The 14,016-nt window shown below is 38.4% G+C and carries 8 protein-coding genes; 2 read left to right on the plus strand and 6 right to left on the minus strand.

Features of this window, described 5'->3' with window-relative positions; translation table 11 throughout:
- Positions 1–19: 19 nt before the first annotated feature.
- From LVD15_RS25920 to LVD15_RS25930, 3 genes are read right to left on the minus strand one after another with little or no spacing between them, the layout of a single operon-like run.
- Positions 20–871: a hypothetical protein gene (locus LVD15_RS25920; protein ID WP_233778086.1), complete on the minus strand. Its 852-nt coding sequence runs from the start codon at positions 869–871 to the stop codon at positions 20–22.
- Positions 872–900: 29 nt separating this feature from the next.
- Positions 901–2,442: a RagB/SusD family nutrient uptake outer membrane protein gene (locus tag LVD15_RS25925; RefSeq protein WP_233778087.1), complete on the minus strand. Its 1,542-nt coding sequence runs from the start codon at positions 2,440–2,442 to the stop codon at positions 901–903.
- Positions 2,443–2,483: 41 nt separating this feature from the next.
- Complete coding sequence (locus LVD15_RS25930; RefSeq protein WP_233778088.1) at positions 2,484–5,579, minus strand: SusC/RagA family TonB-linked outer membrane protein; 3,096 nt, start codon at positions 5,577–5,579, stop codon at positions 2,484–2,486.
- Between the two features lie 308 nt (positions 5,580–5,887).
- Between LVD15_RS25930 and LVD15_RS25935 the strand changes: the two genes are divergently transcribed.
- Entirely contained in the window at positions 5,888–8,785 is a 2,898-nt protein-coding gene (locus LVD15_RS25935) for a helix-turn-helix and ligand-binding sensor domain-containing protein (protein ID WP_233778089.1), read from the plus strand.
- A gap of 3 nt (positions 8,786–8,788) precedes the next feature.
- Here the strand turns inward: LVD15_RS25935 and LVD15_RS25940 are convergent, their stop codons facing one another.
- Positions 8,789–8,989, minus strand: a complete 201-nt coding sequence (locus tag LVD15_RS25940; protein ID WP_233778090.1) for a hypothetical protein — start codon at positions 8,987–8,989, stop codon at positions 8,789–8,791.
- Positions 8,990–9,035: 46 nt separating this feature from the next.
- Positions 9,036–9,437, minus strand: coding sequence for a response regulator (locus LVD15_RS25945; RefSeq protein ID WP_233778091.1), 402 nt, complete (start codon positions 9,435–9,437; stop codon positions 9,036–9,038).
- A gap of 308 nt (positions 9,438–9,745) precedes the next feature.
- On the opposite strand from LVD15_RS25945, the gene LVD15_RS25950 reads away from it, so the two are divergent.
- Positions 9,746–10,639 carry a hypothetical protein gene (locus LVD15_RS25950; protein ID WP_233778092.1) on the plus strand — a complete coding sequence of 298 codons (894 nt, stop codon included), beginning with the start codon at positions 9,746–9,748 and terminating at the stop codon, positions 10,637–10,639.
- Positions 10,640–10,700: 61 nt separating this feature from the next.
- Here LVD15_RS25950 and LVD15_RS25955 read toward each other — a convergent pair whose 3' ends face one another.
- Positions 10,701–13,994, minus strand: coding sequence for a DUF7948 domain-containing protein (locus LVD15_RS25955; protein WP_233778093.1), 3,294 nt, complete (start codon positions 13,992–13,994; stop codon positions 10,701–10,703).
- Positions 13,995–14,016: the final 22 nt, after the last annotated feature.

Genomic DNA, 14,016 nt, shown 5'->3' on the forward strand with positions numbered 1-14,016 from the left:
GACCAGGCTGACATTAATTTTATCGGGTACCTCTAAACTCTACCCGATCTATTACAATACCTCCATCACCGAGATTGACTCCTCCGGTTCTGATAACCAAGTACTTGGTGCCTCCAGTCTCAAATTCTATTTCTCCATTTTCTTCTACTAAAGAACCTGTACATCCTATCACTGCGAGATTACCACTGAAGGCGCTATTTCCACAGCCAACCCATGTGTTTAACCCCATGAGGTTTCCGCCCTCACTATATTCTACTCCTTCCTCGGGTTCTGTATCTCCCATGTAAACTTCTAACCAAACATCTGTAGCTCCATTTCCAGATAAATAAACTGATAGATTATAAACCTTATCTGCCTCTACATTAATAGGCTGATAAATACCTACATGTCCATCATTATTTCCGGAAGCAACCATATGGCCGTCTTCCAGATTGATATCAACATCATGATTGGCACTGATATAAAATTTCGTCCAATACTCAAAACTATCCATATCAGCTCCTTGAATTAAGTTACCAGCAGCAGGATCTGAAGTAGCCACAGTTATCATTTGAGTCTCAGATTCATCAATACCTCCTGGAGAAACCGCCCTAAGTCTCACTTCATATTCTCCTTGATCAGGGAAAAACACAGTGTCTTGAGGTTCTCCTTTTTCAAACCCTCTTCCCATGTCCCAGTAGGTCATAAAAGCATTAGGCGTAGTATTCTCCAATATGAAGAAGTTTGGTTCACCAGCCACTTCACTCACTGTAAAACTGGCCTCTTCAGGCTGCCCTAGTGACAAGTCTTCATCTTCCGGAGTACAAGCAGCAGCCAGTACAAAACAGGATAGGCTCGTTACTTTTAAAAAGTTATATATATGATTTTTCATAATTTACTAATGTTTTAAAGAAGACGATTTTAGTAGTTAGGATCTTGCTCTAGCATGGTATCAGTAAGCTCTCTCAATGGAATAGGAAGCCTCTCATTTTTACCTGGTGTAAAGCCTTTTTCAGTTAACCCTTGAGTGACTCTACCGTTACGCATCAGGTCAAACCAACGCTGACCTTCACCAGCTAACTCCAGCCTTCTCTCTCTTAAGATATTATCCATATTTACTGGCACTGATTCTAAGCCTACTCTCTCTCTTACCGCATCTAATAAAGACTGAGCACGTTCCTGACCGACTCCGCCTCTCACAAGTGCTTCAGCTTCTAACAGGTAAGTATCTGCCAACCTGATTTCATAAGTGTTTTGAGGGAAATTAAGCTCCACAGCTCCTGAACCTGTAGAAACATTCTGCTGAGTACCTGCAAATTTTCTTAGTACATAACCACTGTTTTGATAACTTTCGCCATAAGATATAGCCCCAATTTCTTGCAGGCTGTCCAAATTGGTTAGAGTAGCCGAATATCTAGGATCATAGTTACCTCCACCTAAATTGAAGGCATCTGCCAAACCTTGAGTAGGCACACAAAATCCGTAACCAGAAACATAGCGCGGAATAGAAGTTGATAAGCTATCAGTAACAGTGTAGCTTCTAGGTGCCGCAATATGATTTAACACATTACCTTCAGTACAAGGGATACAATCCCATCCTGTATTTGATTCACTACTGTGGGCTACTTCAAAAATAGATTCAGAGTTAAACTCATTTCCTACTTTAAATAAATCGGCAAAATTATCTAATAAACTATAACCATATTGACTAGTACCTCCCGGGGTTCCATTCACTTTTTCAAATTGAGCAGCAGCATCTGAAAATCTTTCCATTTCCAAATACAATTTACCCAGCAGTGCACGAGCTGCTCCTTCTGTAGCTCTACCTCCTTCATTGCTTACGTTTACAGTTGCTGGAAGATGAGGAATAGCATCCAGCAAATCTGTTTCTATTTGTTCATAAACCTGTTCTCTTTCTACCTGCTCTACAGTCAATACATCCTCTGGCAGAATCGTTTCTGTCATTAAAGGAATTTTATAAAAGAACCTTATAAGGTCGAAGTAATAAAATGCTCTTAAAAATTTAGCTTCAGCATTATATCTGGTCTTTAAGCTCTCACTCATACCTGGTATCCCCGGCAGCTTTTCCATAAGTATATTAGCTCTGAAAATTCCAGAGTACCCTTTATTCCAAAGCTCTCCCTGAGGACCTCTAGCTTCATTTAAGGAATAATTTGACATGGCTTGAATATCTGGCTGATCACTAGAGCTACCTCCACCGGCATTAAAATCATCAGACGCTACATTGGTGGCGAAAAGTTTAGAAACATAATTACTACCTATCCACCCCACTGGATCATATGCAGCCACCAAGGCAGCATAAGCCTCTTCCTGATTTTGATAATAATTTATCTCTAACTTACTGGCTACCGGATCCACATCTAGAAAATCATCAGAGCAAGAGCCTGACACAAACATGGCAGCTACTAATAAGCTTAATTTTATATATCTATTTTTAGTCATTTCAGTTCAATTTTTAAATTTATGGATTATCATAAAAGGTCTTAAAAAGACACACTCACACCTACCATGAAAGATCTTGCCTGAGGGTAAATTCCACGGTCAATACTCATTACACCTCCACCTATTTCAGGATCATAACCAGTGTACTTAGTGAAAGTGAATAAGTTTTCAGCCATCAAATAAACTCTAGCACTGGTAATACCCACATCTGACAACATACTGTTAGGGAGTGTATAGCCCAGCTGAACAGTCTTAATGCGGAAGTAATCTCCATCTTCCAGGTAAAAATCAGAAGGTCTCCCGAAATTATAATTATCATCTTTATCAGTTAACCTGGCATAACTGTTAGAAGTACCTTCTCCTGTCCATCTGCCCAAAGCGGCTTTTTGATAATTTGCAGCCTTAATATCTGACCGTCTTAAACCCTGAAAAATCTGATTTCCGGAAACACCTTGACCAAATACAGTGAAATCAAAGTTTTGATAATTCAACTTCACAGTTAACCCATAAGACCAGTTTGGAATTGAATTACCTAAAAATGTTCTGTCATCTGTATCAATAGAACCACTATCATCCAAATCAGCCCATTTAAAATCTCCAGGAACAGCATCTGGCTGAATTACCTGACCTTCGGAGTTAGTATAACTAGCTATCTCCGCTTCATTTTGGAAAACACCAATTATTTTGTATCCATAAAATGAACTAATTGGTTGGCCAACAGCAATCCTTGTAATAGGATCTGTACTACCTTGGAAAGAAGCCTCATCATAGTAATTGCGTGATCCTAAGTTAGTCACCTCATTATGGAGGTAAGAAACGTTTCCATTAACAGTAATACCTAATTTTCCTATTTGTTTGGAATAACCTAAGTCTAACTCGACACCGCTATTCTCCATATCGCCAATATTCACAGCAGGATTACTCACAGTACCTACATAGCCTGGGATGTCCGGGGTTCTTAAAATACCTGTTGTTATTTTCTTGTACCAATCAAAAGTAACACTGAAATCTTGCAGTACGGTTGCCTCAAATCCAACATTTATTTGTGTAGTTTCTTCCCATTGCAAGTCAGGGTTTGCTAGAGCATTAGGACTAAAACCTTGGGAAATATTATTACCAAAAGCATAATTTCTACCCCCTCCAATAATCGACACAAAATTTAATGGTCCAATATTATCATTACCAACTACGCCATAACCTCCTCTTACTTTAAGGAAATTAACGACTTCATTTCTTGGCCAAAATGGCTCATCAGAAGCATTCCAGCCTAAAGACAATGAAGGGAAATAGCCATATCTTTTGTTTTTACCAAAATTACTAGATCCATCTCTCCTAATAACAGCCGTAAGCATGTACCTCTCTTTATAGTCATAATTAACACGGGCAAATAATGAACTTACTTTATGAGGAACAGCTTCTCCTCCACCTCCCCGAGTGTCTTTAGGCAAATAATTCCATCCTAAAGAACCCTCATCAAAACTATTAATAGGTAAATCATAAGCATATAAGTTTACAGAGGTATTATAACTATCTCTATAAGCTCCTTGACCTAATAATACCGTAAAATCATGATCCCCTACTTTCTTAGAATAGGATATAGTATTTTCTAAATTCCAATCTCTTTTTCGATCTACACTCCTTCCAAAAGAATTTCTTGCGTTGTAATTAGAAGGATTAAAATAGAATTCTGGAGTAAAACTCTCACTTCCCCAAAAAGCTAGCTTAGTACCTATGGTAGATCTAATTTTCAAACCTTCTATAGGTGTAAGTTCAACATAAGCATTACCCACTATATTATCAGACCAGTTGTAGTTTCCAAGTCTTGTTTGTATGAAAGCCAGTGGATTTGCCATTTCCTGAGTTACCACTTCAGAAATACCATAATACAGCCCATTAGGTGCCATTACTCCTTTAAGAGAATCATCAGGATAAAGGGGTGAATTTAATCTATCAGGATCGGTTTCGTAAACAGGGGTAGTAGGATCTAAGTTGATAGCCGAACTAAGTGGGCCGCCATACTCACTGTTAGTATTTCCAAGGCCTACACTTTTTTCATGAGAGTATCCTAAGTTCTGACCTACAGTAAGCCAGTCTTTAATTTTATGAGTAGAATTTAATCTTACGTTATATCTCTCATATTTTGAAATATCAGTGGCTACTATACCATCCTGACCAAGATACCCAAACGAAAGATAGAAGTCAGATACATCATTAGCACCGCTAATACTTACTTCATGGTTTTGTCTTCTGGCGTCGTTATTAAATATCTGATCTTGCCAGTCAGTACCTTCACCTAACTCCTGAGGATTTTCAAAGACAATCCCATCCCCTGCTGCTAAAGACGATTCATTTCTTAAGGTAGCATATTCGCGTGCATTAAGTAAATCTAGTTTTCTTGCTGGTGCTGAGGTTCCATAATAACCATTATAATTTACCTTTATTCCTCCTTTTTTACCAGACTTAGTGGTAACCAAAATAACGCCAGTAGCGGCTCGTGCTCCATAAATAGCTTGTGATGCAGCATCTTTCAGCACTTCAATAGATTCAATGTCAGATTGATTCAGGTAGCCAATACCACCATTATCTACAATTACACCATCTACTACCCACAGCGGATCATTGTTATTAAGTGTAGTAATACCTCTAACTCTAATGGTAGCCACTGAGCCAGGCTGACCAGAAGGAGCAGCCATAGTTAAACCAGCCGTTCTTCCTTGAAGTGCCTGGCCTACGTTATTAATAGGTAATGATTCAAGGTCTTCAGCCGAAACGCTGGAAATAGCACCGGTTACCACTTTCTTCTTTTGCTCTCCGTAACCTACAACTACTACCTCTTCCAACGTTTCTACATCTTGTGATAAAGAGATGTTTATCTGAGTTTGATTTCCTACTACTATCTTCTGAGTTTCATATCCAATAAAAGAAAATAACAGGGTTTTACCAGACTCTACATTAAGCGAAAAAGTTCCGTTAATATCGGTAACTGTACCTTTTGAGGTACCTTCTACTAACACATTTACACCAGGTATTGGATCTGAAGTCTCTCCGTCCACCACTGTCCCGGTGATGGTAGACTGCCCAAAAGCCCATTGTGTCAGTACTAAAAAACTGATCAATAAGTAGCATTTTATTTTCATACAAATAAGGGTTAAGTTTTTAGTAATTGGGTGTCATTTCGCAATCGTTTTCGTTGATTAAAAAGTAAATGACACTGCAATATATCTCTACTTATTTCCTGCACAAAAAATAGCACTACACTTCAATTACACCATTCAAAAAATGTACTTCGCCAACAATACTTCAAAATATTTTAATTATCTGTTTATCAAATGATTAACACTACGCCTTTTTACTTCACAGGCCACTATTTATTAAATAGAAATACATTTTTTGGTAATAATTATTAAATTAGCCGCAATCGTTTGATAATTCCCCCAATAAGCAAATGTTATCAACTACTTTAAAATATAGGATCGCACTACTCTTCATCTTATTAGTGCTCATTTTTTCACCTACAGAAGCTCAAGAGCTTGCGAGTGAAATTGCCGGTAAGCCGGGCATAGTGCACTATACTCAAAAAGAGTTCAAGGCAGATCAACAATTCTGGGCCGTATGTGAAGACAATAATGGCATTCTTTATTTTGGTAATAATGATGGAGCCATCATATTTGATGGAGAAACCTGGCATAAGGTGAGCATTCCCAATAATTCATCAATCAGGTGCCTTGCTGCAGATTCTCTTGGTAATGTTTATGCAGGTGCTTTTAATGAATTCGGGCTGATCAAGAAAGATGAAACGGGAAACTACTATTACCAATCACTCTTTGACACTTTAAAATTTAATGACAGTAAAATAGAAAACCTTTGGGAGGTCCATATTTTAAAATCTACCGTCATTTTCAGAAGCTTTGGTAAACTGATAGCCATTTCAGGCAATAAGGTTACTCAATTGCCCTCCAGAAGCTATTTTGTTAAATCCTTCGTAGTAAACAACAATTATTATGTGCATGACCTGAACGAAGGTATTTTCAGGCTGAACCTTGAAAACATGCAGCTTCAGCAGTGCCTCACTTTTGCACAGATAAAACAAGAAGAGCTCATTGCTCTGCTCCCCATTACTAATAGCGAAGAAGTACTTGGGATAAGTAAAACCGGTAAAGTATTCAATTTAGATTTAACAAAAGGCACTTCTACATTCAGTCATCAAATCTTCGATAAGGGGACCAATCAAGTGGAATCGGCCATAGTAGGTAAAGATGGCTTTTATTATCTGGCCACCTTGAGTGAAGGTATCCTTAAAATGGATCAAAAAGGCCTTATATTAAATAAATCCGATTACTTACCTACCTTACAAGACAGGAGTGTGATTAACCTGTATCAGACTCGGCAAGGTAACTTATGGGCCTTACTCAACCGTGGGCTGGATTACATCACTTTCAACTCTCCCATCTCAGCCATTTTTGAAGGGGCTAATATTTATGATGTCATCATCAATAATAGTGAAATGTATCTGGCTACCAATCAGGGAATTTTTTATTCGGACTCTATCAATATTAAAAAGCCCATTTTCACACAAATACCAGGCACTGAAGGACAGGCTTGGTCAATAGATAAACGTAGCGGAGACATACTGGCAAGTCATGACAAGGGCATTTTTATACTTAACCATGGCAATGCCACCAAAGTGGGAGAAGAAACAGGCATATGGAAAACCATTGCCACCCAGGAGAACGAAAACCTATTTCTTGCCGCCACTTATAATGGCCTTTTAGTTATAGAAAAAAAGAATGGCCATTGGACCTATAAAAATAGAATTAAAGGTTTTGACGAATCAACAAGGGATATTTTAGAAACCGAAACTCCCGGCACCTACTGGGTTTGCCATGGTTTTAAAGGGGTGTTTAAGATAAAAATGGATCCAGGCTACACCAGAGTTACCTCCGTAGAGCATTTTACTACTCAAAATGGTTTTACCTATCCTTACAGCATTAATGTAACTAAATGGCAAGACCAGATTGTATTTACCACCGACGAAGGTATTTTCACATACAACCAAAATAACAATCAGTTTGAGCCCTACCAGCCGCTTAATTCCATACTTGATTCTACCTACAATACCCGCACACTCATAGAGCATGAAGATAAGACCTGGTTCATTCAAGATGATGAAGCGGGCTATTTTGTTACCAAATCTCCTGATCAATTTGAAAAGGGCTACTTCCTGAAATTTAAAGGTGACTTTAACCGTGGCATGGAGTGCATCTTGCCCATTAGTCAGGATCAGGTAATGCTAGGTACCAAAAGAGGCCTTTATCTCTTTGACCTTACTTATAAAGACCGCGCTCAGGAAGCACATACTATGATTACCAGCGCACAGTATTATAAAGGAGAAACTCAGAAAAGCCTGACTTTAAATGGCGACAGCAGAGTGGTTTTACCGAACGGGACTAATACGCTGCGTTTTGACTTTGCTGTACCCCAAATGCAAAATGATGCTGATATTCAATACTCCTACAAACTAGAAGAAGTAGATAAAAAATGGTCTGACTGGGATCTGGCTTCCTATAAAGAATACGCTCACCTTATGCCCGGCAAGTACACCTTCAAGGTGAAAAGCAGGAGCCTGATAGGTACTAGAGGAGATGTTGCTTCTATTTCTTTTGAAATATTGCCTCTATGGTACCAGACTATTTGGGCTGCCATTGCCTACTTTTTAATAGCTGCAGGGCTGGCAGCATTTATAATCCAATGGGTTAAAAAGAAAATAGCTAAGGAAAATGCTAAAACAAGGGCTGAAGAACAGCAAGCTAAAAAGCTACTTGAGTTAGAAGTAGATCAGCTTAAGTTAAAAGCCGAAAAGGATAAAATAAACCGTGATAAGGTAATTCTACAGGAAAATATAATTCATAAAAGTAAGGAGTTGGCTAATTACACCATGCTACTGGTAAAGAAAAAGGAAATTTTCTCTGAGATACAGGAGGATATAAAAACACTTCGCAGCCAGGTTAAAACCGAAGGATCACGAAAAAAACTTCAGAGTATGTATGCCAAGCTTAACGACCATGTTATAGGTGTGGAATACATGAACGTTTTTGAATCCAATTTCGAAAAAGTACACCACGACTTTTTTGCTAACCTAAAAGCCAAATACCCTGATCTTACTCAACGAGAACTTCGTTTATGTGCTTTTATTAAAATGAATCTTACTAATAAGGAAATATCTCCTTTACTCAATATTTCCGTTCGCGGAGTAGAGACGGCTCGCTACAGAATTAGGAAAAAGCTGCATTTGGAGCACGACTCTAACTTCACTGAATTTCTTGAGAGCGTTGCTGTAAGCTAATGCTTATGGCCTATCTGGCCTTACATTATCTTTATTCACAAATTCTGAACTTAACGGATTTTGACCGTAGGCAGATTGCTCAGCACTATAGTTAGGTGTAGAAGTGATTGATGCCGGATCTTCTTCACTTATATGTTGTATATGCAGTAACGCATTTGGGTCTTTTTGTAAGTCTTTGATGTTTCTTCTGTCTTGTCGTTTCATAGTTGTTTTTTTGTAACTATAAAGACAAAGGCGATGCCAAAAAGGCTTATTTCAGAAGTTTTCTGATTTTATTTAACTTTTCTTCCGTAATCGGCTTTGATTGGAATAAAAGCACATCAGAATTAGCACTTATGCGTTCTTTGTCAAAGTCATTATCTGAGCTGGTGAGTACAATTATGGTGATGTGTTTCCTTACTTCCTCAGGAAATGTGGCATATGCTTCCAAAAACTCAAAGCCATCAATCACCGGCATGTTTAAATCCAGAAATATGATATCCGGCATCTGGTTAGATTCTGTGTTTGATAAATAGTCTAGTGCTTCCCTGGCTGAAAAACAGGTAATTACCTTCTCAGAAAATTGATCAAACTCTATCACTTTCTGATTAATAAAAACATCTATTTCATTGTCATCTATCAACATGACAATATCCGCACATTTACTATTCATTCTCCGGATTTCAAATCATTAAATTTGCAGCGATATTACTTATTAACGTACATGAATCCAACTAAGATTAAAAAACATTTCAAATAATATACAAAATATCCTATTTATTACTAGCTTAAATCATTTTGACATTAACTATAATCCTTTGGTTATAAAAAGGGGCTATACTCCTCTTCGTCAGGCTATCCGTACACACAAAATAATATTTGGCCGCATCTCATAGATAAAGCAAAAAACATAGATAGATGTTTCATTCATACAAAAAAAATATTAAAATTGGAGTTTCATTTTTATTAACCTATAACACTATGAATTACAAAAAATTAGGTTCTGCATTTTTCACTCTACTAATAATTTTTGGACTCACATCTTGTGGTCAAAAAACAGAAAAAGAAGCTGGAGATGCTTCTGAAGAACTTGAAGCAGCTGAACCAGAATTAAAAGAGCAAATTGAAGAGGTAGTATATGAGATACCATCTCCTTCAGAAATACCTACCTTACTTGAAAGAACAGGTGCAGAATACAACGGATCACTTATCAACCCTGCTGATAAAGCTGATTCTTATGTATCTACTAACGACAAAGCAGCTTTAAACCTGGGAGTTTATGCTACTGATATTGGCTACTTAGTGTCTTATGATAAGGCACAGGATGCCCTAACCTACATTTCTTCTTCTAAAAAATTATCTGATAACTTAGGTGTTACAGGTGCTATAGACAGCAAACTTTTGAAAAGATTTGAGGATAATCTTTCTAGAAAAGATTCTCTGGTTATACTTATCAACTCTACCATTGACAAAACAGAGTCTTATTTAAAAGATGATGACAGAAATCAATTAGCAGCATTAGTAGTAGCAGGTTCTTTTGTAGAAGGCCTTTATATCTCTACTGGTTTGGTAAAAACTTACCCTACTGATATTCTTCCTGAAGACAAAAGAAATTTGGTACTTACTCCACTTATCGATGTAATCTTAAAACAAGAGCAATCAGTAAAAGATCTTTCTAAAATGATAGACGCACTTGATAAAAGCGGTCCTGTTGCTGAACTTAGCACTAAGCTTAAAGCTTTAGAGGCTGATTATGAAAAGCTGAATATCGAAGAGCAAATCAAAAATAACAGAGCTGATCTTGTACTTACTGATGCTACGCTTCAAGAAATTACTTCTAAAGTAGCTGAAATCAGAAGTATGATTGTAGAATAATATACATCATGTTTGTTAACCTTAAAGGATCGGAGCTTTCCGATCCTTTTTTTATTTTCTACTATTTAATTACGTGGAGCCAACCCGTGCAGGTGTACTCATTATCAATAGAAGCCTCAAAATAATATACTCCTGAAACCTGGCCTTCTGCCTGCCAATCATTTTGATAATCACTGGTTTCATAAACCAACTTACCCCAACGGTTATAAATCTTTAAGGCCTTTAAAACATCCTCAGGCAATATTTCGAAATAATCATTATCCATTTTAAGACCCGGAGTAATTACGTTAGGCACTTTAAGTTCATAAAAGGAATAACTGGCTGTGGCCTCATTAACACAAAACTCATTCATAGCACTAAGTCTAATGGTATAATCACCATCTTTAGCATAACTATAGTCTACAATTTGCTCATCTTTTATCTCGGTGTCATCTCCTAAAGACCACACAAAACCAGATCCATTAGAGGAAGTATTAGTTAATCGAACGGAAGGCCTCGAGAAACAATCATATATTTTCTCTGCAGAAAAGGAAATATCCAAAGCCGGAATCACATTAACGGTAACCTGGTCTGATGCTGTACACCCATTACTATCTACCATGTTTACCCAATAGGTAGTGGTGTCATTAGGAGAAACTACAGGCGATTTTTCAAAAGAATTAAATGTACCATCTGCAGTAAACCATTGGTAGCTCACTCCTCCTTCTGCGGTGAGGCGAAAGCTATTATAAGAGCAAATATCCCCTCCTTCTCCTACTGTTAAACTAGATAGATATACATCTACAGTTACAGCCATAACATCTTCTCCTATACAGGTAGTAGGGTCTATGGCTCTGAGCGTGACACGATACTTACCTGGGTTTTGATAATAATGAGGTATAGGATCTGTAGTTTCTACTGAAAGCTCTTCGCCATCTCCAAAATTCCATTCATAGATTTCTCCCCCTACACTGAGGTTTTCAAAAACAATAGGATCAGGCATACATACTTCTCTCAAGCCCGGGTTATCCAGCTCCAGCGAATTGGTTTGGATAACGGCTCTTAATGATGCCATATCGTATTTAAAAGCTGCATTGTTACAGCCTTGATTAGCGCCGTTCACTTCAGACCAGGCTCCTTCGGTAACATCAAAACTAGAACCTCCTGCACAGCTGGCGCACACCGATTGATAAACTATTCCTTGCCTATCAAAACGACTGGTACCGCCATCTACATGCACTGCAGAATTTTCACCTCCAAAATAGGTAGCGAATAAAAGTGAACTAGCATCTGCATCTAAAGACATCAAGTAAAAATCTGACCCTGAAGTACTCTCCCGGTAAGCATCTGAAGTAGTAGGTAGGCCGGAAACCGTAAGCGGCCAGTTATTAGAAGAAAATGTATCATCTTCACTCTGGCCGGGTATAGTGGTATTAGCCCACCCTGCTATGTACATGTTATTACAATCATTTACCAAGAAGGCAGTGGGCGATATATTGGGTGTGAACCTACCCGGAGTACCAAACATGGTAGAAAATATAGAAGTAGACAAATCTGCCGATAGCTTATGAATAAACTGACCGCCACCTCCATTGGAGTATTTGCCGGGAGTAACAGGGTACATCCCTCTGGTCTGGCCGAGTACATAAATAAATCCATCGCTATCAAAATCCACCATGAATACCTGATCATAATCGGTAGTACCTAAGTAGGTAGTGGCAAGCAGCGAATCTCCCGCCAAGTTAACATGTGCCACCCACCCATCAGCACCTCCCGCCAAGTTGGTATGCAGGCCATTACCTTCCATAATAAAATCCGTACTACTAGTGCCTCCTGCTGCATATACCCCTTGGTCATTCACCTTCACTGAATAAGTAGCATCAGAGCTACTGCCACCAAGATAACCGCCCCAGACCAGGGCACTAAGATCTTCATTAAATTTGGCTAAAAAACCATCCACTTCACCTCCACCATAGCTGTTATTAAAAGAGGTAACGGCACTAAAAAGGTCATTAGAAGAAGTAACTCCTCCTATAAAAACATTATCTTTATCATCTACATATACTTCTCCGCGCTGAGAGTCACCATAGTTACGTGCCAATGGATTTAAGCCTCTCATTATACCATCATTTCCATTACCACCAAAATAGGTGCTTCCGGTCAGTTGACTACCATCTTTGCTGAGCTTAGCCACAAAAGCATCTGATCCATCAGAAAACTCCTCTCCAATAATTGAAAACACTGCACTTCCTCCCTGAAAGTTCTTTTGGTAAGCATTGGCCGTGAGGGGAAAATCTGTTGAGTTAGTAGATCCAAATATCACCAGTTCTTCCTGGCTATTAATAATTAAGCTTTGAGGCACTTCTGATCCACTGCCACCCAGGTAGGTAGCATACTCCAGGTTACTGCCTGTAGAATCATATTTCAAAATAGCAACATCCCAGTTGCCTCCCCATGCGGTTTGAAATGCTCCCGGTGTAGCCGGAAATTCGCCCATATATCTTTCATTTCTATAATGATGGGTTATGCCTCCAGAATAGAGCTTTCCATTTTCACCATAAGTAGCGGTGGTACCCCAGTTATCTGCATTAGAACCAGAATAAGTAGAAAATATTAAAATAGGATCGATTATGAGTTCTTTATTTTCATCATAACCTAAAGGAAAGTTAAACGAAAGTGTATTCCCCTCCAGAATATATTCACAGGCAACTTGTTGCTTCTCCCCTCCTACCATTTGATAGGCATAAGGCTTGTATTCCTCTATTTTGCTTACAGAAGTTTCTAATATTAAGCTGCCTTGCTGCAAATAAATATCATCCATACCTGAATATTCTAGCTGAATGTCATCAGGATCTCCCCCAGGCTTTACAAGCAAATCATATTTCAAGAAAGAGTCTTGAGAATATAACTCCATGTCAGTATAATCATAGATACTTTTATAGTGCAAGCGTTGAAATGCCTTAGCCTTACTCACCCACTTTCGTGAATCAGTACCGTAGTAATAATTATAATGGGTAGTAAAAGGAGAGGTGGCTTCTACCTGTTCTGTATTTGCATTTTTAAAGGCCACGTTAACCACGTGCATCTTCACCTGATCATGACCATTGTTTTCTTCAGAAAAGCCCGCTGCCTGGTAGTTTTTCTCTTCATAGCCGGCATGCCTCCTGTGAATGGCTTCACCATCCCAAAAAACATAAGAAAAACCGGTCTTACCAAAGTATGCTGTACCGTTACTTATATCAGCACCGTAAAGCGAATTTTTTAAGAACTGACCCTTATTTTCAACAAACCTAACCCCCGGATTTTCCGTTGCTGTAACTGATAAATTAATCGCCAAAAATAGAGTTACAATCGCTAAGATCTCACGCAGATTCATGGCTTTAAAGTACAGAATTAAC

This window comes from Fulvivirga maritima (assembly GCF_021389955.1).
Taxonomy (GTDB): Bacteria; Bacteroidota; Bacteroidia; order Cytophagales; family Cyclobacteriaceae; genus Fulvivirga; species Fulvivirga maritima.